The organism is Planococcus wigleyi (genome assembly GCF_014836985.1).
GTDB classification, from domain to species: Bacteria; Bacillota; Bacilli; order Bacillales_A; family Planococcaceae; genus Planococcus; species Planococcus notacanthi.
Map to the genome: position 1 here is coordinate 136,547 of NZ_JACSPU010000005.1, position 26,726 is coordinate 163,272.

At 46.1% G+C, this 26,726-nt stretch carries 28 protein-coding genes; 15 read left to right on the forward strand and 13 right to left on the reverse strand.

All coding sequences use genetic code 11. From position 1 onward, the window contains the following. Window positions 1–373: 373 nt before the first annotated feature. Together H9630_RS14440 and mug are read left to right on the forward strand one after the other, a co-directional pair. Window positions 374–580 carry a TM2 domain-containing protein gene (locus H9630_RS14440; RefSeq protein ID WP_191716194.1) on the forward strand — a complete coding sequence of 69 codons (207 nt, stop codon included), beginning with the start codon at window positions 374–376 and terminating at the stop codon, window positions 578–580. Window positions 581–609: 29 nt separating this feature from the next. After that, entirely contained in the window at window positions 610–1,119 is a 510-nt protein-coding gene (mug, locus tag H9630_RS14445; protein ID WP_191716460.1) for a G/U mismatch-specific DNA glycosylase, read from the forward strand. Window positions 1,120–1,156: 37 nt separating this feature from the next. Here the strand turns inward: mug and H9630_RS14450 are convergent, their stop codons facing one another. The 3 genes from H9630_RS14450 to gdhA form a co-directional block, all read right to left on the reverse strand. Further along, window positions 1,157–1,702 carry a DUF1697 domain-containing protein gene (locus tag H9630_RS14450; protein WP_191716195.1) on the reverse strand — a complete coding sequence of 182 codons (546 nt, stop codon included), beginning with the start codon at window positions 1,700–1,702 and terminating at the stop codon, window positions 1,157–1,159. 41 nt (window positions 1,703–1,743) lie between these two features. Continuing rightward, a complete protein-coding gene (locus H9630_RS14455) occupies window positions 1,744–2,715 on the reverse strand; it encodes an Abi family protein (RefSeq protein ID WP_191716196.1) in 972 nt (323 codons plus the stop codon). Window positions 2,716–2,854: 139 nt separating this feature from the next. Continuing rightward, complete coding sequence (gene gdhA / locus H9630_RS14460) at window positions 2,855–4,210, reverse strand: NADP-specific glutamate dehydrogenase (protein ID WP_404825536.1); 1,356 nt, start codon at window positions 4,208–4,210, stop codon at window positions 2,855–2,857. 474 nt (window positions 4,211–4,684) lie between these two features. Here gdhA and H9630_RS14465 point away from each other — a divergent pair, with 474 nt between their 5' ends. Continuing rightward, window positions 4,685–5,773, forward strand: a complete 1,089-nt coding sequence (locus H9630_RS14465; RefSeq protein WP_318248003.1) for an S-layer homology domain-containing protein — start codon at window positions 4,685–4,687, stop codon at window positions 5,771–5,773. Window positions 5,774–6,146: 373 nt separating this feature from the next. Continuing rightward, the gene (locus H9630_RS14470; protein WP_191716199.1) at window positions 6,147–6,680 is read left to right on the forward strand and encodes a DUF2798 domain-containing protein; all 534 of its coding nucleotides are present in this window, start codon (window positions 6,147–6,149) and stop codon (window positions 6,678–6,680) included. 58 nt (window positions 6,681–6,738) lie between these two features. Here the strand turns inward: H9630_RS14470 and H9630_RS14475 are convergent, their stop codons facing one another. After that, window positions 6,739–7,239: a pyridoxamine 5'-phosphate oxidase family protein gene (locus H9630_RS14475; RefSeq protein ID WP_191716200.1), complete on the reverse strand. Its 501-nt coding sequence runs from the start codon at window positions 7,237–7,239 to the stop codon at window positions 6,739–6,741. A gap of 180 nt (window positions 7,240–7,419) precedes the next feature. Between H9630_RS14475 and H9630_RS14480 the strand changes: the two genes are divergently transcribed. From H9630_RS14480 to H9630_RS14510, 7 genes are all read left to right on the forward strand, one after another. After that, window positions 7,420–8,169 (forward strand): SDR family NAD(P)-dependent oxidoreductase, encoded by a 750-nt coding sequence (locus H9630_RS14480; protein ID WP_191716201.1) that lies wholly within the window; start codon window positions 7,420–7,422, stop codon window positions 8,167–8,169. Window positions 8,170–8,436: 267 nt separating this feature from the next. Then, a complete protein-coding gene (locus tag H9630_RS14485; RefSeq protein ID WP_191716202.1) occupies window positions 8,437–9,768 on the forward strand; it encodes a sigma 54-interacting transcriptional regulator in 1,332 nt (443 codons plus the stop codon). After that, the gene (locus tag H9630_RS14490; protein WP_191716203.1) at window positions 9,765–11,129 is read left to right on the forward strand and encodes a YjiH family protein; all 1,365 of its coding nucleotides are present in this window, start codon (window positions 9,765–9,767) and stop codon (window positions 11,127–11,129) included. The genes H9630_RS14485 and H9630_RS14490 overlap by 4 nt, the downstream gene beginning before the upstream one ends. A gap of 351 nt (window positions 11,130–11,480) precedes the next feature. Beyond that, window positions 11,481–11,690: a hypothetical protein gene (locus H9630_RS14495; RefSeq protein ID WP_191716204.1), complete on the forward strand. Its 210-nt coding sequence runs from the start codon at window positions 11,481–11,483 to the stop codon at window positions 11,688–11,690. 623 nt (window positions 11,691–12,313) lie between these two features. Next, window positions 12,314–12,805, forward strand: a complete 492-nt coding sequence (locus tag H9630_RS14500) for a DUF2975 domain-containing protein (protein WP_191716205.1) — start codon at window positions 12,314–12,316, stop codon at window positions 12,803–12,805. 11 nt (window positions 12,806–12,816) lie between these two features. Beyond that, window positions 12,817–13,041: a helix-turn-helix domain-containing protein gene (locus H9630_RS14505; protein ID WP_191716206.1), complete on the forward strand. Its 225-nt coding sequence runs from the start codon at window positions 12,817–12,819 to the stop codon at window positions 13,039–13,041. Window positions 13,042–13,080: 39 nt separating this feature from the next. After that, window positions 13,081–13,557, forward strand: coding sequence for a DUF2975 domain-containing protein (locus H9630_RS14510; protein WP_191716207.1), 477 nt, complete (start codon window positions 13,081–13,083; stop codon window positions 13,555–13,557). 61 nt (window positions 13,558–13,618) lie between these two features. Here the strand turns inward: H9630_RS14510 and H9630_RS14515 are convergent, their stop codons facing one another. The 9 genes from H9630_RS14515 to H9630_RS14555 all read right to left on the reverse strand — a co-directional run bounded on the left by H9630_RS14515 (window position 13,619) and on the right by H9630_RS14555 (window position 22,646). Next, window positions 13,619–14,605 carry an SPFH domain-containing protein gene (locus tag H9630_RS14515; RefSeq protein ID WP_191716208.1) on the reverse strand — a complete coding sequence of 329 codons (987 nt, stop codon included), beginning with the start codon at window positions 14,603–14,605 and terminating at the stop codon, window positions 13,619–13,621. A 33-nt stretch (window positions 14,606–14,638) separates the two neighbouring features. Continuing rightward, on the reverse strand, window positions 14,639–15,421 hold the full coding sequence (locus H9630_RS14520) for a TPM domain-containing protein (protein ID WP_191716209.1): 783 nt from the start codon (window positions 15,419–15,421) through the stop codon (window positions 14,639–14,641). Continuing rightward, entirely contained in the window at window positions 15,418–16,446 is a 1,029-nt protein-coding gene (locus H9630_RS14525; protein ID WP_191716210.1) for a TFIIB-type zinc ribbon-containing protein, read from the reverse strand. Before H9630_RS14525 ends, H9630_RS14520 begins: the two co-directional genes overlap by 4 nt. 48 nt (window positions 16,447–16,494) lie before the next feature. Next, window positions 16,495–17,211 (reverse strand): PspA/IM30 family protein, encoded by a 717-nt coding sequence (locus H9630_RS14530; RefSeq protein ID WP_191716211.1) that lies wholly within the window; start codon window positions 17,209–17,211, stop codon window positions 16,495–16,497. Window positions 17,212–17,381: 170 nt separating this feature from the next. Beyond that, the gene (locus H9630_RS14535) at window positions 17,382–18,596 is read right to left on the reverse strand and encodes an acyl-CoA dehydrogenase family protein (RefSeq protein ID WP_191716461.1); all 1,215 of its coding nucleotides are present in this window, start codon (window positions 18,594–18,596) and stop codon (window positions 17,382–17,384) included. 279 nt (window positions 18,597–18,875) lie between these two features. Continuing rightward, entirely contained in the window at window positions 18,876–20,075 is a 1,200-nt protein-coding gene (locus H9630_RS14540) for an amidohydrolase (RefSeq protein WP_191716212.1), read from the reverse strand. A 578-nt stretch (window positions 20,076–20,653) separates the two neighbouring features. Further along, window positions 20,654–20,875 (reverse strand): hypothetical protein, encoded by a 222-nt coding sequence (locus H9630_RS14545; RefSeq protein WP_191716213.1) that lies wholly within the window; start codon window positions 20,873–20,875, stop codon window positions 20,654–20,656. Window positions 20,876–21,025: 150 nt separating this feature from the next. Next, window positions 21,026–22,123 carry a DUF4179 domain-containing protein gene (locus H9630_RS14550; protein WP_191716214.1) on the reverse strand — a complete coding sequence of 366 codons (1,098 nt, stop codon included), beginning with the start codon at window positions 22,121–22,123 and terminating at the stop codon, window positions 21,026–21,028. Then, complete coding sequence (locus H9630_RS14555; protein ID WP_191716215.1) at window positions 22,098–22,646, reverse strand: sigma-70 family RNA polymerase sigma factor; 549 nt, start codon at window positions 22,644–22,646, stop codon at window positions 22,098–22,100. Before H9630_RS14555 ends, H9630_RS14550 begins: the two co-directional genes overlap by 26 nt. Window positions 22,647–23,029: 383 nt before the next feature. Here H9630_RS14555 and H9630_RS14560 point away from each other — a divergent pair, with 383 nt between their 5' ends. The 4 genes from H9630_RS14560 to H9630_RS14575 all read left to right on the forward strand — a co-directional run bounded on the left by H9630_RS14560 (window position 23,030) and on the right by H9630_RS14575 (window position 26,703). Beyond that, window positions 23,030–24,529, forward strand: coding sequence for an MDR family MFS transporter (locus H9630_RS14560; protein WP_191716216.1), 1,500 nt, complete (start codon window positions 23,030–23,032; stop codon window positions 24,527–24,529). A 206-nt stretch (window positions 24,530–24,735) separates the two neighbouring features. Continuing rightward, window positions 24,736–25,110 carry a GntR family transcriptional regulator gene (locus H9630_RS14565; RefSeq protein ID WP_191716217.1) on the forward strand — a complete coding sequence of 125 codons (375 nt, stop codon included), beginning with the start codon at window positions 24,736–24,738 and terminating at the stop codon, window positions 25,108–25,110. Between the two features lie 17 nt (window positions 25,111–25,127). After that, window positions 25,128–25,982 (forward strand): ATP-binding cassette domain-containing protein, encoded by an 855-nt coding sequence (locus H9630_RS14570; RefSeq protein WP_404825537.1) that lies wholly within the window; start codon window positions 25,128–25,130, stop codon window positions 25,980–25,982. Between the two features lies 1 nt (window position 25,983). Beyond that, the gene (locus H9630_RS14575; protein ID WP_191716218.1) at window positions 25,984–26,703 is read left to right on the forward strand and encodes a hypothetical protein; all 720 of its coding nucleotides are present in this window, start codon (window positions 25,984–25,986) and stop codon (window positions 26,701–26,703) included. The last annotated feature ends 23 nt before the right edge of the window (window positions 26,704–26,726 follow it).

Sequence of the window (26,726 nt, forward strand, 5' to 3'; positions counted from 1 at the left end):
ATAGTGTAGCAGAAACCGCAAATAATTACCAAGGCATCTTCTTGAACTTTTTATGGACACTAGCTGGAGCAGCCACCTTCTTCCTTTTTAATATCTTTCTGTATAACCCCTGTACAAATAAAAAAACCTGAATCCATAAACTTTTTTACAATAAATTAATGATACCGTTTTCATTTTTAATTCTTCACACTTACTGATATATAAATGGTGTTCATTTCCTCAATCTGTCTTTTCCGTAATAAAACCCAAGGCCTAAATTACCGCAGCTGTTTTATTTAACCCTCATCTTTTTCATTTGGAAAGAATAACTTTTAGCTGTTAGTTCTTTAAAATTTGGGAATACATTATTATAGATAAGAAAGGATGATGGACAATGAAAAGCAAATTGGCAGCCGCACTTCTCGCCATTTTCCTTGGCGACTTCGGCGCACATAAATTTTACCTTGGCAAACCAGGCATGGGGATTTTGTATCTGCTGTTCTTTTGGACAGGCATACCCGCAGTCATCGGCGTCATTGAAGGCATTCTCTATCTTCTGCAATCTGAAGAGGATTTCCAGAGAAAACATGGCAGAGCTTAATTTCCCACACAGCTTTAAGGAGGCACTCGATTTTGCAGCTTGAACCGATTCCCGATCATTTAGAGGAAAACCTGAAAATTTTATTCGTCGGCTTCAATCCGAGCATCCGCTCTTCAGAAACTGGTTTTCATTACGCCAATCCGAATAACCGATTCTGGAAGATCCTCCACCAAGCGGGGTTAACCCCTCGGAAATACCGGCCTGACGAAAATAGCGACTTGCTGGCACTTGGATACGGCCTAACCAATATCGTCGCCCGTCCAACCAGGGAAGCAGCGGAAATTTCCAAAGCGGAATATGCTGAAGGCGCCAAACAGCTGGAGCAAAAAATCCGGCTGTTGCGCCCAAAAGCCGTTTGTTTTGTCGGCAAAGGCGTCTACCAGCAGTTCAGCAACCGGAAAACAGTTTCCTGGGGCGCCCAGAAAGAACCGGTGATCCCCGGCATCGTTGAATATGTGGCACCTTCCTCCAGCGGATTGGTGCGCATGAAGCTGGCTGACATTGTAGAAATCTACAGTGGGTTGAACCGTTATATCTAGCGAAAAATGCCGTCCTCCTGTAAAAGAGGACGGCATTTTAATGTTCCATTTTCTGCAGCATGCCAAGGATTTTCCGGACCGTATTGACATTGCGGACGGTGACGCGCTGATAAAGCTCGGATCCCACAATCTTCAGCAGGCCACTTCTCGTGACTTTGTCTTTGTCCACAGACCACAGGATGGCGCCCGGGACATACTGGACCCGGTCGATTTCCGGTTTAACTGTCAACTGGTCAAGCACCGTTTCCTTGTCGACGTCTTCCCATAAAAACAAGACATCGCTTTTCTTCTGCTGGTCGTTTGACCAGTCTTCGGGAACTGACTCTGCAATTTTTCTAAACTCGTTTTCATCGTAAACCAACACTTTGATCTGCAAATCAAAATGGCTGTAAATCACTTGTTCCAATAAAGGCGCTAATTGGACTTTTGAATGGCTGCTGTCAGCAAAAAGAATATTGCCGGAATTGATATAGGTAAGGACAGAAGACATCCCGGCCTCTTCAAACGCCTGCTTCAGCTGCTTCATGTCCACTTTGTTTTTGCCGCCTACATTGATGCCTCTCAGCAATGCCACATACATCATGGAAACCCTCTCCTCATACTACAGAATGGACTGATCCCGCTTTATTTCCAATCAGTTCCGGCAAAGCCCGCATCCTTCAGGATTTTTTCGAATGGCCGAACCGGCACTGAGGCTTCCAATTCCTTGACGATTTTCTCCAAGTCTTCCGCAAACATCTCATAATCCTCTTTTGCCAGAACCATTTTCAATAGACTGATCACAGAAAAAACGGTAGCGCCGCTCAAACTTCCTTTGTTTTTGTTCAGCACCGATTCAAGTTCGCCCAGTTCTACAGGATGCGGGAGATGGTAACGGTACAGCACTTCCTCATGCGCGGATTTATTCCGATACGGAAAGACGATGTGGAGGATAGCGTCCAAGTCACGGGCTTTCATACGGATACTTTGGTACTCGTCGCTGTATTCTTCCGAAAAATCCCGTGCGATGCGGTCACGCAGCTCTTCGTCGATCACCGCATAGAAATGAGTGATTTGTCCAAGCGACAGAAAGTTGACGAGCACCCAAAGCGGGACATTCTTATGCTTGTCATAAAATTCACGGATGGCCGGGTATCTCACTTTGTCGCGTTTTTTATGGCTTTTGATCAAGTTCGCAAGCGTGGAAATGATGCGATCACGCTCGTGGTGATGGCTGCAGTCGGGACTGTAATGATTCGGATCCAAAAAGCTGTCCGCGCCTTTGAACTTCTCCGAAAAACGGTAAGCCACTTTTGATTTGATGTTTTTTTCGAATTTCAATAGATCGTTCAACAAAAGCAGACGCAGTTTCCGGTCAAACCGGTGCAGCGCATAAATATGGCTAAACTCACTGCCTTCCTGGTACTGTTCCCGGCCGTACGGATTAAGCGCTATGTCGTGTTCGAGAAAAGGCTCTTTATAGCCATCGATCAACGCGTAATAATTCTCACGCGACAAAATCCGTCTGGCAGCCGCTTTGTCAGTAATTTTCAGGCCACGCTCTTCGAGTATCTCCAATTGTTCGGCGTGGGTGGCGAAATCTTTCACATAACTCATCCTTTGCACTTTCTTCTCCCTTTTACTGTAAGCGATTTGCCGCGATTAATAAACCATCAAACCAAATGCAAAAAACGCCCCCGGAATTAGATGCCAGGGGCGTTGCAAAATTGCTTTATCAGATTTTATTTCGAACAGATTAATTCAAGCCGTGGCTGACCATCGCATCGGCCACTTTTTTAAAGCCGGCAATATTGGCACCGACAATCAAATTGCCCGGTGCGCCATATTGCGACGCCGTTTCGGTACATGTTTTATAAATGTTCTTCATGACCTGCAGCAGTTTTTCATCCACTTCTTCAGCTGTCCATGAATAGCGCATGCTGTTTTGGGACATTTCCATCGCCGAAACTGCAACACCGCCTGCATTGGCCGCTTTTGCTGGAGCGAATAGCACGCCATTGTGAGTCAAGACACGAACGGCTTCTTCCGTACAAGGCATATTGGCGCCTTCGCCTACTGCTTTCACCAGATTTTCGACCATGGCCTGCGCGCTTTCTCTATCAATTTCGTTTTGCGTTGCACAAGGCAATGCGATATCACATTGGATTTTCCAGATATCCGATTTGTCGTTGCCGTATTGGGCATTCGGGTGAGTTTCAAGGTAGTGGTAAATCCGTTTTCTGTCCACTTCCTTCAATTGCTTAACCGTTTCGACGTCAATGCCTTCAGGATCGTAGATGAAGCCTTCCGAGTCACTGCAGGCTACAACTGTAGCACCGAATTCAATGGCTTTTTCCATCGCATAAATCGAAACGTTTCCGGAACCTGAAACGATGACTTTGCTGCCTTTAAATGAATGCCCTTGCTCTTTCAGCATTTCTTCAACAAAATAGACAGTTCCATAGCCGGTTGCTTCTTTTCGGATCAGGCTTCCTCCGTTGTCGGGATTTTTCCCGGTGAAGACGCCGGCTTCAGAAGCATTGCGAAGACGTTTATACTGTCCGAACATATAACCGATTTCCCGTTTTCCGACGCCGATATCGCCTGCTGGCACATCGATATCCGGACCAATATGGCGCGTCAGTTCTGTCATGAAACTTTGGCAGAAACGCATGATTTCACGATCCGATTTTCCTTTTGGATCGAAATCAGAACCGCCTTTACCGCCGCCGATTGGCAGACCGGTTAAAGCGTTCTTGAAGATTTGTTCAAATCCAAGGAATTTGACAACACTTGCCGTTAAAGAGGGGTGGAAGCGCAAGCCGCCCTTGAAAGGCCCAAGTGTGCTATTGAACTGTACCCGATAGCCTCTATTGACATGGACATTGCCCGCATCGTCTTCCCAGGTTACACGGAAAGCAATAAAGCGTTCCGGCTCGGAGATGCGTTCCAGAATTCCCTGTTCCACGTATTCCGGATGCTGTTCAAACACCGGCTGCAACGAATCGAATACTTCCCAGGTAGCCTGCAGAAATTCTGATTCACCCGGATTACGGTCTTTAAGTTTTTTATGGATGGCTTTTATATATTCAGAAGACGATTGTTGTTTGATTGGATTTTCTTGTTGTGCATATGGCAAATGTTTTCAATCCCCTCTTGTTATGATAACGCGGAATATTTGAATAATTATTCGCACTATTTAATATTTAAGTTCAATTATACAAACTGATTAAAGCTGACGCAAACTAATATTTGCCTTTAACAGCTTATCTTGCCTTAAAGCAGGAGGTTTCCAAACACAAGAAAACGCTATCATTGGCAGTAGCTCACTGTTTTAAGTTTTTTGTGACAAATTGAGTTTTTTTTTATTAATAGGTGAATTTTAAGAGATTCATTTGTCTTCTGCATACTAATTTCTCTATTTTTATACTGTTTCTTCTATAAAACAGTATTTTCTATCAAAGAACAAAATTCTCAATTTCCCGTTAAAAATTGCCTTTAGGGGGTATGGAAAAATAAAAGCAGCAGCCGGGAAGTTGAGGACAAGGCTCGAGGTGCATAGGGCGGTGAAATACAAGGGTAAGGAGTGAGGACTTTGAAGAAGTTTTCATGGTTGACCATACTGATTGTGATGCTGAGTTTGGCCGTTCCTGTTGAAGGAGCTTCCGATTTGCCTGAGTCCCATGAATTTTATGACGAAATCACCTATTTGATTGACCGTGATGTGTTGAAAGGCTATCCTGATGGCACCATGCGGCCGAACGCAGGGGTGACGCGTGCAGAAGCAGCAATTATGATCAGCCGCTTGAAAAAATTTGATGTTACGCCGCGTGCCACAGGTTTTCCGGATGTACCTGCTTCCCATAAAGCAAGCGGCTCTATCGCTGCAGCAGCCAAAGCGCAGTTGATCAAAGGATATCCTGATGGAACTTATCGCCCAGAAAACACGATTACACGAGCTGAAATGGCATTTATCCTGTCTCGGCTGTTTATCGTCCCATTCCGGGCAGATGTCAGCTTTACAGATGTATCGCCGAATATGGGGGTCTATGAACCGGTTCAACAAATACTAGCGGCGAATATCACCATCGGCTATCCCGACAAGACATTCCGCCCGAACGCCACTGTAACACGCGGACAATTTTCAGCATTTATGGCCCGTGGCCTGGAACCGAAATTTAAAAATGACGCCACCATTGCACAGTCCTATTTGAGAGACAAAACAAAAAACTATGTCTATGATACGGAATACGGCATTGAGCGCCACGCCTATAATTACGTATCGGCGCGCAATGGCTTGCCGATGGGCTTCATTTGGAGCATCTATAAAGACGATGGATCGTTGTTGACCGATTCGACTGAAATCGAGACGCATGAACACTATACATTCGGATTGCCGTATTCGGAATCCTATTCTGAATTGGAATATCCTGCTGAAGTGGGCCGAGCCTGGTACACAGATACGATGTATGCTGCTCCGCGCATCATCAGCGGTATCGGTGTGACCGTGGAAACCCAATTTCAAACGTTCACGAATGCTGTAGAAGTAACAGTGGCCCCCGATCCCGAATTTTTGGAAGAAGGCCACACCTACTATATGGTTGAAGGTTTCGGCGAAGTGAAGTCCGTCAAACTCGATGGCACGGTCACAAAAGAATTGATTGCTGTGGAATAAACTAAATGATGAAGAACCGGCTGCAATTGTGCAGCCGGTTTTTCAGTTTCCCTTAAATTAAAGAAGGGATAAAGTGCCATCAAAAAAGACACAGAATTGACACTTACACTAAAAATGCCCCGCTTGTTATAGTTACCAACAGACTTCAAAACGTACCATATTTAGTTTTGGGCATGGCCATCTATAAAAGAGCATCGCCGCTTCTGTAATAAGGGATAGAAACCTTCACAACAGTCGGCTGATATACGGAAATCTTCAACATCTCCATATCTCCATTAGTTTGTCCTCTCTTTAATGATTGTCCTTCTCTCCATCAGCTCAAATATTGAACGCACAACAAGTCGAATAGACGTATTTTGAAAGGAAGACGAATATGCACCTGGAAAAAAGATTGCCACACAACGGAAAAGAGGGCCTTCTTTATGGCGGCCTCATTTCTACCATGACTGTCCTGTTTATGACTTCGTTCAGTGTCATTTACTTCGCAGGAGAATTCAATGCCGACATCGCTTGGAGCATCGTCAAAATGCTGCCGATCATGTGGATCATCGTCATGATCATCGAACCGGTTATTTTCGGGCGTCTGGCAGAAGCATTGACTGCCAAACTGACAACACCTTCAGACAGCTTCAACGCTAAAATCCTGTTTCGGATCTTGTTTACCGTCCTTGGCATGTCCGCGGCGATGACGTTGATTGGCGACATTGTCGGCCACGGTTTCCACTCGGAGCTTTTCAGCAACTGGCTGGCAAATTGGCCACGTAACTTTGTCATCGTCTTGATCGCTGAAAGCCTGGTCATCCAACCGGTTGCCCGCTTCGCTATGGTCAAGCTGCATGAAGCGCAAGACAGAAAAGCAGGAAGCTCGACAGAAACAGATTCTGCTTTAAAAACAGAAGTTCTTTGAGCAACTTAAAAAAGCCCGCAGACAAGTTTTTGTCTGCGGGCTTTTGAATTAACTGGTTTTATTTAAAATCTACCGTATCGTTTATTTCTTTTTCATCTTTTTTTGTTTCATTATTCGTCAATTTCTTTACGAACGTTTTGACGGATTTTAATGTATTTCCCGAGTCCCAATACTCTGCTGAATCAGCATCCACTTTGATGAGCACGACATTCGGGTCGTCATAGCTTGTATCCAGCATTTTATCGAACACCGGATTCCAGTATTCTTTTTTCTTCGCTTCATCTTCAATGAATTCCGCAGTTCCGCTGATGGAGACATAGGATTTCCCTGCATAAGCTAAGTTTACATGTGGGTTAGCGGCAATTTCCTGGTACTTATCTGTGTCTTTCATAGTCAAGAACCATAGTTCGCCATCAAACTCCACTTCCTGGGTCTGCATCGGGCGTGAAAGGATTTTGTTGTCCGAAGAAATCGTGGTGAACATTGCCACTTCAATGTCTTTGATCAGCTCATTTACCGTTTTGATTGCTTCCAGATTGTCAGTTGAATTGTTTACCATACTATTCTTTTCCTCCTATAAATTTCAGATTAAGTAAAACGTCTCTACTTTCTATAGTTCCCTTTTTGGACTTCCTTAAACGTTGTTTCCATTATTCTTACCTGGTTATAGCGCCCAAATTCCGGGTACTAGTAATAAGGTAGATACAAAATCATTTATACGTTGGAGGTAGATTTTTTCATGAGCAAAACAGCAATCATTACAGGCGGCGGAAGTGGCCTGGGCCAATCTACAGCGGTTCGGTTGGCACAGGAAGGCATTAATATCGCGGTGGTCGACATCAGCGAAAAAGGTGGAAATGAAACAGTCGAGATGGTAAAAAAACTGGGGCCTGACGCTATTTTCATTAAAGCAGATGTTTCCAAAGCGGATGATGTAAAAAAATACGTGGACCAGACAGTGGAGCATTTCGGCAGCATCGATTATTTCTTCAACAATGCAGGGATTTCCGGCAGCGGAAAATTCTTTCTGGATACCGACATCAGTGAAATCGAAAGCATTGTCGGCATAAACCTGCTCGGCGCTTTGTACGGCATGCGTTATGTGGCTGAAGTGATGTTGAAAAATGGCGGCGGCTCGATTGTTAATACTGCTTCGAGCGCTGGCGTAATTGGACAGGACTCAGTCGTGACCTATTCGGCTACGAAACATGGCATCGTCGGCATGACGAAAAGCATGGTAGCGGAATATGCAAAAGATGGCTTGCGCGTCAACTCCATTGCCCCAGGTCCGACTGAAACGCCGATGGTTGAAGCCTTTTACCGCGACAATCCGGAAATGAAAGAAAATGCCACTTCCGGCATTCCTCAGAAACGGCTTGGCACACCGGAAGAAGTAGCTGAATTAGTGGCGTTCCTGCTGACTTCAAAAGCCAATTACATCAACGGCGAGGTCATCCGTATCGACGGCGGTTTTACAAACACGAAATAAATTAATGACAATCAAAAGTTTACAGGCAAACTCCATTTTGGGGTTTGCCTTTTTATTCCCCTATTTCCACCATCCCAATTCATAATAATACTTTACTTCTCATAAGAATAAACTCCACCTTTCCATACCAAGCCTGCTATCAAAAAATAAAGAATCCCTATAAATCAGTATTCTTGTAAAGTTATAGAGAAATAATATAAATTCTTCTTGTAAATAGATTATTCAATCATGTATAGTCTATACAAGAATGAATAACGGAGGCCGCCAATGAACAGTTTGTTTTTGCTTCCCAATACCCATGAAGAAATCATTGATACATATGACGAAGACATTATTGTCACTACCCGGGAAGGCCGCATCATTAAAGTCTCCCCACTCAGCGGAGAACCGTACGGAGTAGCGCCTGAAGAACTCCTCGGAAGATCCGTCTATGCGTTGGAAGCAGAAGGAATCTTCTCACCGGCCATTACACCGCTGGTTCTCGAAAAAAAGAAGAAAGTCGTGCTTCGGCAGGATACGCCTTCCGGCAGAAAGGTTCTGATCACGGGCATCCCCCTTTTCAATGACGAAGGGGATGTGGAGTTTGTGGTCAGCTATTCATACGATCTATCACAGCTCATGGTTATGAAGGAATACCTCGGCAACCTGGAGCTGGAAATGTCGAAAGTCAAAGGAGAACTTGCCCATCTTCGCAACCAGCAGCTGCAAGTAGAAGGCTGTGTTATGGAAAGCCCTTCTTCCAGTCGTGCACTCCAGACTGCAATTAAAATGGCGCAGCTGGAGGTACCAGTAGTGATCCAGGGAGAGCCAGGCACCGGCAAAACAGCGCTCGCTAAATTCATTCACTCACAGGGCAATAGACGAGATGCTGCGTTTATTGAGGTCAATTGCAGCGCTATCCCGGAATCGGTGTTTGACATCAGCTTTACGGGATTGGATGGCGATGGCTATATCCCTCTCGCTGCCGGAGGTACATTGGCGCTAAATGAATTGGATCAGCTTTCAGCCGCTTCACAGGCGGCGTTGTTCAAGATTCTAAAGCAGCCGCACACAGCACGTGTCATCGCCATCAGCAGTGCGTTAATTGAAGAAGCGGTCACTGCCGGAAATTTCCGGGAAGACCTGTTTTATTTGCTGCATTTGGCTGTGATTGACCTGAAGCCGCTGCGGGAAAGGCCGGATGATCTGGACCAGGCCATCGGCTATTTTCTTGAATTGCTGAACCAGACTTACGACCAACAAAAAGCAGTTTCTGATGACCTCCATTTTCATTTGCTTCAGCTGCCCTGGAAAGGCAACTTCCGGGAATTGCGCAATGTTTTGGAGCGAAGCTTTATCGAAAGTGAATCGGCTCTGATCACACTCGACGATCTGCCCCCCGCCTATCAGCCGGATTCAGATGAGCGCATCGGCTTTGAACTCGATGGCCAAACGCTTCCGGATATACTGGAATCCGTAGAAAAGAAAATTTTGCTGAACGCACAGAAACGATACCGGACTACTACGGAGATGGCAAATGTGCTCGGCATCAGCCAGCCTTCCGTCGTCCGCAAACTGAAAAAATACACAAGCACATCACTTGGGGGGAAAATTACATGACCATGCTTCACACAAAGAAAAAGACCATTGAACCCGCTGATACGTGGAAGTTTCTGATTCCTTCCATCATCGGCGCGCTATTATTCCTTTGCCCAATTTCCTATAACGGCGAAGTGACCATCGGTGTCGGCATCTTGGCGTCGTTCCTGCTGACGGCATTTGGCGAGGTCATTCCGCCATTCATCGTCATCCTGCTTGGCTTCTCCGCAATCGCCAGCTTAACGGCAACTGCCTTAAAGCCTGCTTTCGTCCGAAACTCGCCTTTCTTGCGAGCTACTTTCATCAATGGACCTTTCGGGTTGATCGTCCGTGTGCTCGCTTTCGCATTCGGCATCATGGCTTATTACGAAATCGGTCCTGAAGCAATCTCCTCACGCAATACAGGTGGTGTGGTTCTCTACGATTTGGCGCCGGTCTTGTTGACATGGTTTCTGTTTGCCGGGATTCTCCTGCCGCTGCTCGTTGAATTCGGCTTGATGGAATTTGTCGGTGCCCTGCTGAATAAGTTCATGCGCCCAGTATTCACCTTGCCGGGCCGCTCGTCCATCGACGCGATGGCATCTTGGATGGGTGCTGCGCCAGTCGGCGTACTCGTGACCATGAAGCAATACGACGAAGGGAATTATACGCAGCGCGAAGCAGCCGTTATCGCCACTACCTTCTCCATTGCTTCTGTCGCTTTCAGTCTCGTCGTAGCAAATGTGGTCGGCATTGGGCACCTGTTCCTGCCCTTTTATTTAGCAGTTTCGGTTGCTTGCTTGGTAGCTGCTATTATTATGCCGCGCATCCCGCCTCTTTCCCGCAAACCGGATGACTATTACGCCCCGGTAGGCAAACAGATCGACGATTATATTCCTAAAGGCGTACCCCTAGCCAAATGGGGATTCGATGAAGCCCGCCGCAAAGCAGCCGGCGCTGCAAGCCCAAAAAAATTAGCTCAAGTCGGAATTGAAACTGTTCTGGATATCTGGTTGGCATTGATTCCGCTGGTCATGGCTTTGGGAACAGTGGCGTTGATGGTAGCGGAATACACACCGCTTTTCAAAATCATTTCCTATCCGCTGATTCCGGTTCTGACTTTGCTTGGATTGCCGGAAGCAGCCGAAGCCGCTCCTACCTTCCTTGTCGGATTCGCGGATATGTTCCTGCCAGCCGTCCTTGGCAGTGGAATCGAAAGCGAATTGACACGCTTTGTGCTAGCCGGTGTTTCATTGACGCAAATCATCTATATGTCTGAAATCGGTATTTTGATCCTGCGGTCGAATATCCCGGTGAAATTCTGGGAACTGGCTGTCATCTTTATCTTGCGTACTATCATCACCTTGCCGATTCTTGTGTTGTTCGGCCATTTGTTCGTATAAGAAAAACGCCACTTCCAGCATCTCGAATCTGGAAGTGGCGTTTTTTATTCAACGTTTTTGTATTGCCAACGCCTCCCTTCAAACGCCAGATAAAACTTTAGAGGTATAGAAGATGATACATGGATTTCTTTCATGATTGGATGCGTTTTCTGTTCAGCCGAAACCATATCTAAGTTAGAGAGTTTCTGTCACAATAAGAGAATATCTTTAAGTTACAATTTGAAAGCTCAAGGAGGAATCCGAATGAATGACCCCAATCGTTTTCGAAGACGAAGACCAAGGTCCAGCTTTACTAGTTTTATCCTGGATCTCCCAGGTCTTCGCTCAAACGCTTTATGGAAGAAAGTTCTTGTGGCACCACTTTACTTGCTGGTCGCTCTGCTTGTATTACTGGGACTCTTTGGCGGCGGCATCGGCAGCATTGTCGATCTACTGGTCATTTTTGTCATCATTATTGCCATTGTCGCATTGGTTAACGGCAGTTTGCCGCGCTTTAAAATTCCAAACCGAAAAGTGGCAGCCGTTCTTCTCGTCGCGGCCCTTGTTTTAAGCTTTCTTTGATCAAGAAAGCACTACAGATGCGGTGACTGGTACTGAATTTTATGACCATCTAGGTTCTTTTCTATTCTATGGCTTTGCATATTACCTATCAGTTCAACACAAAAAGCCGCATGCTGACATGCGGCTTTCTTGTTGAATATTCATTTTGCCCAGTGGTGGAAGAAGAAATAAAACACGATAAGCAGAATCACAATGGCTGACAAAACCAGCATCGGCACAAGACCAAAGGTGGCTTCCATTTTAACTCCTCCTCCTTTTACCTTTATCATACTCCTCTTTTTTTAAAAAACAATTAAATTTATTTGATTTTTCAGTCTACTTGAATTAGGTTTTATGAACTGAAAAGCTATCGTCCATACAAAGGGCTTTGCCATCACCCATCGAGGTCAGCGGCAGAGCCTTTTCTTTAATTTCTCTAATTCCGGTACCTTTATCTAATATTTTTGGGGGATGAATTTTAAACTGTATTCTATTCCAACAACCTATAGAAGAACAGTTATTTTCTACTTTACTCTCTATCGTTATTTGGATTATTAATTCCGTATATCAATATTTATATATTGTAATTCGATAAATATTGTCTTATACTGAATCTAATCTTATACAATCGAGGTGCTTAAAAAATGAAACGGGAAACCCTGTTTTTGAAAATCGTTCTATTTCTCATGGCTCTTCCGGTAATCGCTGTCTGCATTTTTGTGGTGCCGCCGCTGTCTCAGTTTGTCGGAGAACTCTTGCCGGAATGGGCATTTCTGCAATATGTCTTTCTGATTGCCCTGTATGGCACAGCCGTTGCTTATTTTATTGCTTTATACCAGTCCATGAAGCTCTTGAGCTATATTGACCGCAACATCGCTTTCTCGGAACGATCCGTGAAAGCGTTGAAGAACATCAAATACTGCGCCCTTACCATCGCAGGCCTGTACTTGTTGTGTTTGCCGATTATTTTGTACATGGCTCAAGTGGATGACGCTCCTGGCCTTGGTGGGCTTGGGATGGTCATTACCTTTGGCGCCCTTGTAATTGCCGTCTTTGCGGCAGTTCTTCAAAAGCTATTGGAAAATGCGACTGAAATAAAAACTGAAATAAAATCAGAAAATGATCTGACGGTCTGAGGTGAAATGATATGGCAATTATAATCAACATTGACGTGATGCTTGCTAAACGAAAAATGAGCGTAACCGAGCTTTCAGAGAAAGTCGGCATTACCATGGCCAACTTGTCCATCCTGAAAAATGGCAAGGCAAAAGCCGTTCGATTATCGACCTTGGAGGCAATCTGTAAAGCTTTGGATTGTCAGCCAGGCGATGTGCTGGAATACCGGCCGGAAGAGGATGATTCCTCTTCATAACCGGGCTCCAGCCAACACTTGATAAAAGAGGTGTGCTTCATGAGAGCTTCCCTGCTTTTTCTGAGAACTGTATTGGCCCTGCTTTGCCTTCCCGCTCTTGCTTTTTGTCTGTTCGTTATTCCTGAAATGGCCAGTAGAGACGCAGCTGCCCATCCGGAGACTGCTTACCTGCAGTACCCTTTTATGCTGTCTGCCTATCTATTGTTCAGCCTGTTTTTTATCGCCCTTTACCAGGCCTTTAAACTGCTGGGTTTCATCAGCCGAAACAAGGCATTTTCAATGGATTCGGTGAGCGCATTAAAGAAAATCAAATACTGTGCTTTCGCAATCGCTCTTTGCTTTATAGCAGGATTGGTGTTTCTGATTGTCTTTATCGGCGGCGACATTGCCGGCATATTCACGATGAGCCTGATCTGCATTGTTGCATCATCAACGGTCTGCGTGTTTGCAGCCTTGCTCGAGAAACTGACAGTTCAAGCCATCCGATTGAAAGAAGAAAATAAGTTAACGATCTAGAAACTCAAAGACAAAAACCGCCATCCCGATTTTTTATCCAGGTGGCGGTTTTTGCTATTCATTAACTCAGCTTCTGCCCACAATTCGGACAGAACTTGGAGCCTTCATTTTTTTGGCCGCAGTTCGGACAGAATTTCGGTGCTGCTTGCCCGCTCGTGTCTGAATCATTCGAGCCTGCATCGTCTGTTTTCTGCTGCTTGCCGGAATCAGATTCTTTCTGGCCATCCATCATTTCTTTGGCGATGTTCATGCCCATCATCATGCCGGCCATGTCGGATGCTGTATTGGATCCCGATGACTTGCCCATGGCATCGGCCACTGAGATCTGTTGGTATTTTCCGACATCCCCGACCATGCCATGCGAGGCGCTTTTATTGATCATGTCCTGGATTTCCTTCGGATAATTAAAGCTCATAACCTGGAACCCGGTGACTTTCATACCGTCGTCCATCAGCTGCATATTCAAGTCATCTTGGATTCCTTGGCCAATTTCAAGCGCATTGGCCTGCAAGTTGAACATGTCCTTGCCTTCTTTAGTGATCCATCTCATCAACAGCTGATCCAGAATTGACGTGATGCGGATCTTCACATCATCTACCAGATAACTGTTGCGGACACCCGCAATTTTATCGATCAAGCCGACGTAGTCGCTGACTTTGAACTGGAACGTGCCGTTCGCACGGATCGGCATGCCACCGGGCAGCTGTGGCGCCGGGATATTGATCGGGTTCTGCGTACCCCATTTGACGGTGAATTCCTTGGTGTTTACAAACAGCACTTCCACACGCATGCCGCTATTGAAACCGAAGCGAAAGCCTTTCAAAGTCGACAGGAATGGCACGATTTCCGATTCGATGTCGTACTCGCCTTCATCCTCAAAGATCCCTTCAATTTTGCCGTTGTTGATGAAAATGGCATCCTGTCCAGGGCGGATGATCAACCGGCTGCCTTTTTTGACTTCGTTGTTGTTCCATTTCCAGAAGATCATATCGTCTCTGAATTCTTCCCATTCCACTACATCTGAAAATTGGTTGCTGAAAAACCCCATTCTAGCGGTCTCCTCCTTTGGTTCAAACTGATTTTAGAATTTGCGCCCGCCTCCGCTGAAAGAGCGGCCGCCACCCGTGACGCCGCCACCGCCAAATCCACTACCGCCTCCACTGCTTTTCTTCGGAACCCTGCGGCGCGATACGGTCTTGTTGCGGAACTGGTCAAGCTTGCCTGTCACCCGTGAATTGTCGCCGTCAAAATAAGTACCGGCTGTCGTCGTCACACGTCCACCCGAATTGTAGAGCATCGAGCCGACAACAATTCCGCCCAGCAGCAAAGCAACGGCGAGCTGGAACCAGGTCTTGAAGAAAATATTTTCCGGGTTGACCCCAGGACGAAATTCCATGTAGCGGCTTGACGTGGTTACAGTTTCACGGAAAGCTCCTGCGTAATCGCCCCGCTGCATGTCCGGAATGATCCGGTCGAGCACCATATTGACACGCTGATTATTCAATGTCGTTTCTGCAGTTCCAAAACCTGCCAGGTAAACGTCGCGCGTGGCGATGTTCATAGTCAGCAAGACGGCATTTTCCTGGCCATTTTCCACTGCCCATGTGTCAAAGAAATCCCCCATGTACTCCACGATGAAAAAAGGCGCCTGTTCTTCAGATGTTAAAAATAAAAAGTCCGTTCCATGCTTTCGGCTGTGCTCTGCGGCCACTGCTTCCAATTCGGCTATTTCTGAACTGGTCAGCAAATTGGCATTATCGTATACGCGCTGCTCCACAGCTGCTGAAGCTGCAGTTCCGCCGATGCTAATAAAAAACAGCAGCAGGCAAAACATCATTAGCCCTTTCAATTGAAACTGTTTCACCAAAGCACACCTCCTACCGCAAACGAAATTGCTTTCAGCACAGCGAAAGCGGAGGCGGCAATGCCGATGAACCAAGCAGCGACCTTGAATGCACTGATCGGAGGCTTCCCGACCACTTTGCCGGTTTGCCCGTTCATCGCAAAGGTATGTTCCTTGTTATCGAAATCATAATAAACCATCCATACTGGAAACAATGTATAGTAGACATTCTTTTTATTCGCTAAAATTTGTTTATTCGTATAGCTGACGGTTGAGTAGCCGGAAATGGTGCTGCTTATGTACGAATCGATATAGGGGACAATTTTCGATTCGACCCGGGAAAACAACGCGTCATCGTCATAATCGTACTTCTCAGCAAGGTATCCCGCCAAATAAGGCATTTTGAAATCCTTCAATTCCCCGTAATCATAGGGCTCCAACTTGTCCATCAATTCGTCGTCCATTTTTTCCGAAGCATCTGCTGGCACCTTCAAATAGCTGAGGTCCATTTCGCGGCGCACATCATAGAAATCCGTCTCCGTGTAGATCGTATCCCCTCTGGTATAGCTGCGCACCCGGGTTGCAAGTGCTGACACATCGGCTTGCCCATCAATATCATACAGCCAGAAAGGCACATACATCCCCGTCATCTTTTTGATCCGGTCGCCACTGGCAAAACCCGGTGGTGTCAGCCTGCCGTTTTTTGTCCATTTCCGAAAAGCGGCGACGGCTTCATCTTTGCTGATGGTGAAAGGAATCACCTTGGCCGGGGCCAGATCGCCTGTCAGCCGGTCTGCCAGCAGCACCGGCGCCCCGCAGAAGCTGCAATGGGTTGCAGTGGTTTCCGCTTCAGTCAATATGACCGCTCCGCAATTTTCACAATGATATTCCTTCGCTTCCTCCGGGTCGAATCTCCGCAGGATATTGGTTTCCGGAAATGTTTCAATGTTATCCTGCCGGCCGCAGCTCGGACAGGACAGGTGTCCGGATTCGCTGTCGAACGCCATATCCGATCCGCAGTTCGGACATTTATACTGAATGACCATGGTGTCTGCCTCCCTTCAGGTCAAAGGAAACTGTCCGTACAGCCGCTCTCATTCATTTTTGCCCAATTGGCTTTTCAATGATTCCAATTCATCGTCTACATTAATGCCTGCTTTCAGCGACTCCAACTCGTCATCAACCGATGAATCGCTGTCGTATTTTGAAGCCAGGTCCTTGATATTTGTACTGGAGCCTTTGTTCAATTCGGACATGGCAATGGCTTCATCAAGCTCCTGATTGATTTTCTGTTCCATCTTGTCGAAGGCGGAAATCCGTTCTCCCGCTCCATCTACAGATGAAGCAAAATCGTTCATGCGTTTTTGTGTCTTTGCCACAGATGCTTTGCCTTTCAGCTCTGAGCGGCGGGATTCCAGTTCACCGATATCCGCTTCCAGCTTGTCATGCATTTGCCGCATCTGTTGTGTATTAGCAGCCGCCAGTTCAACAGCTGTCTGTTTATCCGTCACTTTCTCGGAAAGCTCTGCTTTGCGCTGCAGGAATTTGCGTGCATCGTCTTCATTGCCAGCTTCCAATGCTTTTACCGCATAACGCTGCATGTCACCGATTTCTTTCTCAAATTCCTCGAGTTCGCGGCGCTCCCGTTTTTCCGCAGCCATAATCGCAGCCGTCTCCGACTTTACTTTCCCCAAGTCACTGTTCAAATCACGCAAATATTGATCGATCATTTTTTCCGGATCCTCTGCTTTGTCCAGCAGGGCATTAATATTGCTTGTCATAATGTCTTTGAACCTTTTTAGAATTTCCATGATCATTCTCCTTTTTGTGTGGTTTATTGGACTGCCGGGCAGTCTCTCTTCCTAATGAAAGAGTACCCTATACCCGCAGAGATTAAGCATGCTATCCTCTTCCGAACCTCCTGCTGATGGGAGTTCCAACTGGCAATAGCTATTGTGTCCCGCTATTCTTTTTCATCCCCTCAGTGGCTGGCTGTTGAGTCGGTTTGCCGCTCCCAGGCCGGCAATGTTTTGGACAAAGTTTTATCTTCTTTATAGCCCAGCACATATTCCGCCTGCATGATGGTATGGATTTCACGCGTCCCTTCGTAGATGACCGGTGCTTTGGAATTTCGCAAGTAGCGGCTGACCGGATATTCATCGGAGTAACCATAAGCACCGTGAATTTGGAATGCGTCGTCCGCTGCCTGATTAGCAAAATCACAGGCTTGCCATTTCGCCAATGAAGTTTCCCGGGTATTCCGCTTTCCTTGGTTTTTCAATTCGCCCGCCCGGTAAACGAGCAAGCGGCTCATTTGAAAACCGGCTTCCATTTTTGCGATCATCTGCTGGACCAGTTGATGTCTGCCGATTTCTTTGCCGAAAGTTTGGCGTTCATGGCAATAGCTGACGCTCGCTTCCAGGCATGCCATGATTTGTCCAACAGCTCCGGCGGCCACCGTAAAGCGCCCGTTATCAAGGGCCGACATAGCTATCTTAAACCCTTCGCCTTCTTGCCCCAGCAGATTTTCTGCCGGAACTTTCACATCCTCAAAAAACAATTCACCCGTATTGCCCGCCCGGATGCCATGTTTTCCTTTAATGGCCTTGGAAGAAAAACCCTGCCAGGTTCGTTCTACTATGAAAGCGGAAATCGCTCCATGCTTTTGTTCCTGCTCACCTGTGTAGGCAAAGACCAGAAAATGGTCTGCCACATCGCAAAGAGAAATCCAGGTCTTCTGCCCATTCAACACGTAATGGTCGCCTTGCTTCACAGCAGTCGTCTTCATCGCCGCCACATCTGATCCAGCACCCGGCTCCGTCAATCCAAAAGCGCCGATTTTCTCGCCTTTCGCCTGCGGGATCAAGTATTGCTGCTTTTGTTCTTCCGTCCCCCATTGCAGAATGGTCAGGCTGTTCAATCCGGTATGGACAGATACCGCCGTACGGAATGTCGTATCGCCTCGCTCCAATTCTTCGCAGACAATCGCCAACGAATTATAATCCATGCCGCTCCCGCCGTATTTTCCCGGAATACAAACGCCCATCAGTCCAAGGTTGGCAAGCTTACCGTAAATGGCAGGGTCTGACTTGCCCGCCCGGTCCCATTCTTCGATAAACGGCATAATTTCCTTGTCGACAAAACTGCGCGTTGTGCTTCGCAGCATCCCCTGTTCTTCTGTGAATGAAAAATCCATCATGAATCGCCCCTCCCGATTTTCTTGCTCTTCAAAAAAAGCCAGCTCAAAAAGACAACAGCAAGACTGCTTGTCTGGATGAACTGGCTTCTATCTACGCGTAAAAATTTCATCGTGAAATTTCTGCAGACTTGGCAATATCTTTTCATGGGTATACATACGCTAAGTGCCCGGCAAGAACAGTTGATGCTTCCGCGCACCTTACTGTCACTTTAAACCAGTATTAGAGGTTTGTAAATAAGTTGCAAGATTATTCAGATCTTTATTCAAAAAGAGAACTCAATCATCTTTCTTTTCTCGACAAAAATCCGCTGCCACTGCAGCCATTGCCTTCGCGCTGATCAACAAGCTTTTCTCGTCAATTTCAAACTTGGGATGATGGTGTGGATATGCTTCTTTTCCTAAGGGTTTTGCACCCACATAGAAAAAACAGCCCGGCTTTTCCTCCAGGTAATAGGCAAAATCCTCAGAAGGGGGCTGTGGCGCCACTTCTTCAACTGCTGTTACTTCCGGGATATTCGCTTCTTCAATCGCCTGGCGAACTTGCCCGGTAATTTCAGGATCGTTATAGAGGACCGGATAATCATTCGCATATTCCAGTGTCGCCTGAACGCCGAAAGAAGTTTCCAGCCCTTCCGCAAACTGGCGCACCTGTGCTTCAACCAGCTCACGGGATTCCTGGGACATCGTCCGGACATCGCCTTCCAGTGCGACAGCATCCTTGATGACATTAAATTGCCCTTTGCCGTCGAATGAGCCGATTGTCACCACTGCCGTATCAAACGGATCCATCCGTCGGCTGATGATGGTCTGGCAATTCATGACAAAAGAACTTGCTGCCACAATGGCATCATTCGCCATGTGCGGAGAAGAACCATGGCCGCCTTTTCCCTGGATATGCAGCTTAAAGCGTGCACGCCCGGTTTGGGTATTGCCGCTTCTGTAAAAAATTTTTCCGGCTTCCATCGTCGACATAACATGGATGCCGAATACGGCCGACACATCGTCAAGCACGCCAGCTCTAATCATGCCGATGGCTCCGCCCGGCGGCATTTCTTCAGCCGGCTGATGAATAACCTTAATCGTCCCCGCCAATTGCTTTTTCATTTCAGCCAGTGTTTCGGCAAGAACCAACATATAAGCCGTATGCCCATCGTGTCCGCAAGCATGCATAACACCTTTTGTTTTGGATGCGAAGGGCAAATCCGTTTCCTCTTGAATCGGCAAGGCATCGAAATCTGCACGGACCGCAATGGTTTTGCCAGATTTTTCGCCTTTTATGGTTACCACAATGCCCCGGTGGCCGCCGACATTCGTCTCCACCGAATCAACCGCCACCCCTTTATAGAAATCCTCAATATAGGCAGCTGTCTTCTCTTCTTCAAACGACAGCTCCGGATGTTCGTGGAGGTGTCTCCGTATGTCAATGATGCGCTGTTCTTTGGCATCTAATCGCTTCAGCAATTCTGCAGTCAGCATTCCTATCACTCCTTTCTTTGACTCTACCCTGTCTATTGAAAAACAAGACCTTTTTCTTTCGATAGAAAAGGTCAGGCCCGATTTACTTTCTTCCGGGAAACCAATCTACGAACCAGGTTCCATCCATAGCAGTTAATAATCGGCCAAATCTATATTCCTATAATTCATATTTTTATTCATTTTTTCAGGCAGCACTCTTAAAAACCTTCCTCCAGAGAAATAACAGGAATCCCCAGCTATTATTCATACTTATTCATATTCTTCCCATTAAGCACTTTAAAAAGGATTTCCCTTTTCTGCAGTTGCTCTGCCAGGTTTTCGAGCAATTACTCATCTCCACCTTTCCGCCAAACAGTCGAATGAATAGGTTTTGATTTTATTCATTTTATTCCTTTAACAAATTGAATGGCTAATCGCGTGTATACCTTGTGAGAAAACCGTTTGAGAATAACTACTATTCAACGTTCTATACTTTATATAAAAATAAAATTAATTGTGTGAGTGCCAGGCACCCGCGCAATTAAAAAGGCACTGCCGCTAACCTGAATGGGTAAGGGCAGTGCCTTTTCACTTTTCGATTAAATATTTCTCTCGCTATCTTCATTCTTCTTATTCGCTACTTTTTTAGAATGTTCTTTCGCGTCTTTCATTTCTTCTTTCCCTTTGACTTCTTCATAATCAGTGGCTTCGTTTTCACCGTCAAAAACTTCTTTTGTTTTATTGATGGCTTTATCGATTCCCGATTCAGGTGCGCCTACGTGTTTTTCTGGTGTTTTCCCCGCTGTGCCTTTTCTAGCCATTGCTGATTCCTCCAATAATAAAGATTTTAATGATAGTTTACCCCTTGCCGTGGATATTAATCCTATCACTTGTATTTCACCGATATCAGTCGCTTCAATGAAATAAATCCCGCTCTTACCGATCAGGCAGATGCGGGTTTCGTTCTGATTTCACTCCTGTTTTTCTTCCAATTCAGGGAATACCGGATTTTCGATTAGAGAGTGGGTTCTTTCAACCAAATCTATCTCTACTGCATCAAATTCAATGCGCTTCGCATCTGGTTCTCCTTCTTCAGCCACCCTGCTGATGTGCGCAAACGGATAAAAGGTCAGCGTTTTCGCTTCTGGCGACAATCCTCGAACGGTGGCTGTCCATTCCAAATCTTCTGCTGTTCGCGAACCTCCTGGCGTAGTTCCGCCATTATAGGGAACGGGATAAACATTTCCCAAATCGTCCTGGGCAAGCAGTTCAGCTTCTACATACTGCCAGTCCTGCAGTAATGATGGTTCCACTAATTGCTGGTAGGCAATATTTACTGAGATGTCTGTAAAAGTCACTTTATCGAAGTGCACAGAGACGCCGTTATTGCTCACTTTCTGATCTAAAATAAGAGGCTCTAAGTTTTTCAGCTGCGCCACCGCGAACTCAAATTTCCAGTCTCCCACAATTTCCCCATGTTCAGTATAGAGGCTTACAGGCTCCCACTGGACATTGACCTGTTTTGCCTCCTCATCAAGATGGAGGATTTCTGCAATACCCGCAATTCCGCCTTCCACCGGCTCCCATTCCATGCCGCCAGTGGGCCCTTCTGCTTCAAGTAAGATTGGAGATCCCGTTAAATGCGCTGAAGAATCCAGTTTTTGATCTGATTCAACTGTATATGTGAACGTCACTTTTGTTCCATCGTACACCGCCTGTTCAATGGAAATTGTAATGCCATTGCTTGTTTGCGACAACCCCACATCTTCACTGAAGCGCTCATATTCCAACAACCCTCTCTCTTCCTCTGAAAAGATGGCGAACACATTGCCGATGACTGGGATCTGCGCCATGTAGTTGGCAAGTACTGGTGAGGCTGTCAGAACTGCAGCAGAACTGCCGATAAAAAGGACTGAGGCTGCGACAGCCGGCGCCAGCCATCTACGCTGTTTCTTCTTTTTAGCAGCAGAAGTTTCAAAGAATGCCTGTTCAATGATTGCATCCAAACGATCTTCCGGCACATCGATCTGTTCCATCGCTTTCTTAATTGAAATCTCTTTGCCGTTCATCTGCATACACTCCCTTCAAATTCTTTTTCAGCAATGCCAGCCCCCGGTGAATAAGCGTCTTTACCGATCCTTCCGCACAGTTCATTACTTCCGCTATTTGTTTTACAGAAAAATCCTGGTAATACCGCAGCATCAGCGCCGTCTTGTATTTCTCCGACAATAAACCCAAGGCATTTGCCACATCCAATTGCTGAGCTATATCTGCAGAGGAATCCATCTCCAGTACTTGTTCTTCCACTTTATCCATTACAACGAGCTTTTTGTTTTTCTTCAAAGCTGTCAGAGCTTTGTTGATACAGATGCGTGTTAACCAAGTCGAGAAGTAAGCCGGATTCTTTAATTGATGGATTGACTCAATGGCCTGAAGAACAGTCTGCTGAAAAACTTCCAACGCCTCATCTTCGTTTTTCACATATGTATAGGCCATGCGGTATAATTTCTCTTTTTCTAATTTCAATAATTTCTGAAGCGCTAAGCGATCGCCTCGAATTGCTGCTGCAATCATGTCCTCATCGTGCTGCATCCACCTCATCCTCCCTTTATTAATTAGAGACAGCGGCACTTCAAAACGTTTCACTTATTTTTCACTACTAAAATTTTACCATTCTTTAAACTCACCTAAGCAAAATAAAAACGCCTCTTAAGATAGAGGCGCTTCGTTTTACAGAGTTAAAGTGGTCCACAATCAATAAATTGCGCAATCACCAGAATATGCTGGCTCTAAAAGATAAAAACCAGACAGAACAAAAGAACCAAGGACTTATACAAAGCAGGCCTTAATCATAAAAACTCAAAAAAACTTTCGAGTTTGGTACAAATTCGAGCCTTCAAATTTGGTTTTCTTTATTCTATAGGATTATGATATGAACATCCAAAATTAAATTGAAAGAAATGGAAGGCGAAAAAATGAACAATAAAGGGCAAAGCAATATTAAAGTAGTTATTGGGGGATTGCTGCTGGCGATTTTAGTGGCATCCATGGACAACACGATCGTCACGACGGCGCTCCCTTCAATCGTTGGGGAACTGGGCGGTGTCGATAAATTCGTCTGGGTCACTTCCGCTTATCTGGTCGCACAAATGGCCGGGATGCCAATTTTCGGCAAACTTTCCGACATGTATGGACGCAAGCGGTTTTTCATTTTCGGGTTACTGGTCTTTATGATCGGTTCCGTGCTTTGCGGTACAGCCGATACCATCAATGAATTGATCATCTACCGTGCGATTCAAGGAATCGGTGGCGGAGCGCTCATGCCGATTGCATTTACAATCATGTTTGACGTCGTGCCGTTGAAACAACGCGGCAAAATGAGCGGCATGTTCGGTGCTGTCTTTGGGATTTCCAGTGTCTTTGGTCCGCTGCTGGGTGCTTATATCACGGAATACATCAACTGGACCTGGATTTTCTATATCAACATCCCACTTGGCTTGATTGCTTTCGTAATGGTGGCTTTCTTCTATAAAGAATCACTCGAACACGCCGAACAAAAAATCGACTGGCTCGGTGCTGCTACACTTGTCGGCGCAGTTGTCTGCCTGATGTTTGCAGTGGAACTGGGCGGCAAGGAATTTGCGTGGGTATCTCCTCAAAGCTTCGGTTTATTCGCCGGCTTTGCTGTACTCGCCATCATCTTCATCATTGCAGAACGTCGCGCTGATGAACCGGTCATCGATTTCAGCATGTTCAAAGAACGCCTCTTTGCGACAAGTGGCCTCATTTCGATTTTCAGCGGTGCTGCTTTCATCACGGCTTCGGTTTACATCCCGTTCTATATCCAAGGGGTTCAAGGAGGGAATGCGACGAACTCCGGACTCGTTCTGTTGCCGATGATGGTCGGCTCGGTTGTCAGTGCTTCGATCGGCGGCGCCTTGATGGCCAAGTTCGCTTATCGCTCATTCTTGATTCCGACACTCGCTCTACTGACAGTCGGCATGATTTTGCTTGCCACTTTATCGATTGATACATCACGATTCCTGGTGGTCTTCTTTATGATTCTTGCCGGACTTGGCATTGGCGCATCCTTCTCCGTGCTGCCATCAGCCGCCATCCATCCGTTTTCAGTACGCAAACGCGGTGCCGCAACTTCCACCGTCAGCTTCCTGCGTACATTCGGGATGACCATCGGCATCACCATTTTCGGGATTATCCAAAGCCATGCGTTCACGCGTAATATGACCGAAAATTTTGGAGCCGGAGCTGCCAGCTTTACTGGAGACTCCCGTGCCCTATTGTCTGCTGAAGGACGTGCCAATATTCCTGCCGAACTGTCAGCCCAATTGACGGATGCCCTTTCTTCTTCCATTGCGAGCACATTCCTATGGGCGATCGTCCCTGCTGTTCTGGCGCTCATTGTCGCGTTTATGATGAGCAAGGAAAAGCTTGGCGACCAGATTGTGAAGAACTGAAAATAACTAGTTATTTTTAAGATGCAGGAATAGTGTAAACAAAAGGTGTTGCCTGAACTGCGAAAAGCAGCTTGTGCAACACCTTTTTATTTCGTTCTATTGTTTTAAAAATGACACAAAATAATTGACAAATAAGTCAAGCGGATATATGGTTATACACATAAGTATATAACCGTACAACCAGAAGGGTTCAGGAGGTGTTTTCAGTGAGCAATGCGTTTGATTCGAGTAAACCGATTTTTTTGCAGGTCCGTGAATTGATTGAAGACCAAATTGTCAATGATCAGCTGAAAGAAGGAGATCAGGCACCATCGACCAATCAGCTCGTCAATTTTTATAAGATCAATCATGCGACTGTCTCAAAAGGGATCAACCAGCTGGTGGAAGAAGGAATCTTATTTAAGAAGAGAGGGATTGGGATGTTTGTAGCAGAAGGAGCAAAACAGACATTGGTCGGACAGCGCAAAGAAGCATTTGTCGACAATTACGTCAGGAGTCTCATTCAGGAAGCAAAGAAGCTTGGCATTTCCCAACAAGAAATTATTGACCTGATCAAAAACACGAAAGGGAGTGAAGGATGATGGCTGCCAAAATAGAGATGAAAAATGTCACGTTGAAATTCGGGAAATTTGAAGCATTAAAGGACATTTCACTGGCGCTGGAAGTTGGCAAGATCCACGGCCTCATCGGGCGCAACGGTGCTGGCAAGACTTCCCTTCTGTCTTTGCTCGCGGCTTTCCGTGAACCGACAACCGGCCAAATAGAGATTGATGGTGAACCAGTCTTTGAAAATCCAGAGAAGATGCAGCAGATTTCGTTCATTTATGAAAAGGACTATGCAGACGAATACGAAAAGATTCCTGCTTTGCTTGAATTTCCGGAAAGGTATCGCCCAAACTACGACAAAGATTACGCCAACCATTTACTGAAGCGCTTTAAACTGCCGCTCGACAAGCCTGCCCATAAATTATCCAAAGGCATGCAGTCAGCGTTGAATGTGGTCATCGGACTTGCGAGCCGCACGCCCGTGACAATTTTCGATGAAGCCTATCTGGGAATGGATGCACCGGCACGCCAAATCTTCTATGAGGAAATTCTAGCGGACCAGGCAGAATATCCGCGGACCTTCATTCTTTCCACTCATCTGGTGTCGGAAATGGATTACCTTTTCGATAAGGTCGTCATCATCGATCAAGGAAACCTCTTGCTGAACGAGGAATATGAAACCCTTTCTGCTCAAGGTGCTTCGATTACAGGAGCAGCCGATCAGGTTGATGATTTTGTCGCCGGCATGAAAGTTTTGAACGAACAAAGGCTGGGCGGCACGAAATCAGTTATGGTTTACGGTACGCTGACTGAACAGAACCAACTCGCCGCACGGGAACAAGGCCTTGAAATCGGCCCAGTGCCGCTGCAGGACCTGTTCATCCACTTAACAGAGGAGGCGCATTAAGATGAAACAATTAAAATTGTATCCAAAAGTTGCTTTCGACCTCTTTTACGAACAGTTTAAATGGGCGATTTGGTTTTTCTCATTTTTGATTGCCGCACACATCATCGGCATGTTCATCGTAGTCAGAAACGATGCCAGCGTTGATCCCTTCTTCGCCTTTTCAAGCTATTCTGTAGCGATCTTCATGCTGGTCTGCGGGATTATCGCAGCCTATGGCTTTCTTGGCTACTATGTGCAGCAAGGCATCACACGCAAGGATTTGTATATGGGTACCGTTTTATCCGCACTTGCATTGGCGGCGGCTGTCACTTTAGTGCCGCTCGCTGTCAACGGCATTGAGCACTTTATTTCAGGCTTCGCTGCACTGCCCATTGGCACAGATGGTGTCGGCGCGTTCTATCCGTCATCCGGATGGCTTTCGGCCACCGTCACGTTTTTTATCAACGCTTTCACTTATTACTTGATCGGTTGGCTGATTGGACTCGGCTATTACCGCTTTGGCTGGATCATCGGCTTTGTTTTCGTCGGAATTGCGGTTGCTGCTCTCAGCCTCAATGGCTATTTCCTTGGAGACAGTGGATTGAGTTCCATTATTCCTTGGGTACCTTATATTCCTGCAGAAGCTGGACCAGCTTTAGCCATCACCGGTTCACTCATTTTGGTTGCCGTCTTGCTGATTTCCACGCGCCTGATGACAAAACGCATTACCATCAAGATGTAAACATATATGAAAAGACGTTGCAG

Coding starts and splice junctions, on each gene's coding strand:
- H9630_RS14490 (WP_191716203.1), top strand. CDS start 9,765: ATGACCATGCTTCACACAAAGAAAAAGACCATTGAACCCGCTGATACG.
- H9630_RS14535 (WP_191716461.1), bottom strand. CDS start 18,596: ATGGATTTTTCATTCACAGAAGAACAGGGGATGCTGCGAAGCACAACG.
- H9630_RS14550 (WP_191716214.1), bottom strand. CDS start 22,123: ATGAACGGCAAAGAGATTTCAATTAAGAAAGCGATGGAACAGATCGAT.
- H9630_RS14575 (WP_191716218.1), top strand. CDS start 25,984: ATGAAACAATTAAAATTGTATCCAAAAGTTGCTTTCGACCTCTTTTAC.
- H9630_RS14500 (WP_191716205.1), top strand. CDS start 12,314: ATGAAACGGGAAACCCTGTTTTTGAAAATCGTTCTATTTCTCATGGCT.
- H9630_RS14450 (WP_191716195.1), bottom strand. CDS start 1,702: ATGATGTATGTGGCATTGCTGAGAGGCATCAATGTAGGCGGCAAAAAC.
- H9630_RS14440 (WP_191716194.1), top strand. CDS start 374: ATGAAAAGCAAATTGGCAGCCGCACTTCTCGCCATTTTCCTTGGCGAC.
- H9630_RS14560 (WP_191716216.1), top strand. CDS start 23,030: ATGAACAATAAAGGGCAAAGCAATATTAAAGTAGTTATTGGGGGATTG.
- H9630_RS14485 (WP_191716202.1), top strand. CDS start 8,437: ATGAACAGTTTGTTTTTGCTTCCCAATACCCATGAAGAAATCATTGAT.
- H9630_RS14475 (WP_191716200.1), bottom strand. CDS start 7,239: ATGGTAAACAATTCAACTGACAATCTGGAAGCAATCAAAACGGTAAAT.
- H9630_RS14505 (WP_191716206.1), top strand. CDS start 12,817: ATGGCAATTATAATCAACATTGACGTGATGCTTGCTAAACGAAAAATG.
- H9630_RS14540 (WP_191716212.1), bottom strand. CDS start 20,075: ATGCTGACTGCAGAATTGCTGAAGCGATTAGATGCCAAAGAACAGCGC.
- H9630_RS14455 (WP_191716196.1), bottom strand. CDS start 2,715: ATGAGTTATGTGAAAGATTTCGCCACCCACGCCGAACAATTGGAGATA.
- H9630_RS14510 (WP_191716207.1), top strand. CDS start 13,081: ATGAGAGCTTCCCTGCTTTTTCTGAGAACTGTATTGGCCCTGCTTTGC.
- H9630_RS14525 (WP_191716210.1), bottom strand. CDS start 16,446: ATGGTCATTCAGTATAAATGTCCGAACTGCGGATCGGATATGGCGTTC.
- H9630_RS14530 (WP_191716211.1), bottom strand. CDS start 17,211: ATGGAAATTCTAAAAAGGTTCAAAGACATTATGACAAGCAATATTAAT.
- H9630_RS14470 (WP_191716199.1), top strand. CDS start 6,147: ATGCACCTGGAAAAAAGATTGCCACACAACGGAAAAGAGGGCCTTCTT.
- H9630_RS14570 (WP_404825537.1), top strand. CDS start 25,128: ATGAAAAATGTCACGTTGAAATTCGGGAAATTTGAAGCATTAAAGGAC.
- H9630_RS14480 (WP_191716201.1), top strand. CDS start 7,420: ATGAGCAAAACAGCAATCATTACAGGCGGCGGAAGTGGCCTGGGCCAA.
- H9630_RS14545 (WP_191716213.1), bottom strand. CDS start 20,875: ATGGCTAGAAAAGGCACAGCGGGGAAAACACCAGAAAAACACGTAGGC.
- H9630_RS14515 (WP_191716208.1), bottom strand. CDS start 14,605: ATGGGGTTTTTCAGCAACCAATTTTCAGATGTAGTGGAATGGGAAGAA.
- H9630_RS14555 (WP_191716215.1), bottom strand. CDS start 22,646: ATGCAGCACGATGAGGACATGATTGCAGCAGCAATTCGAGGCGATCGC.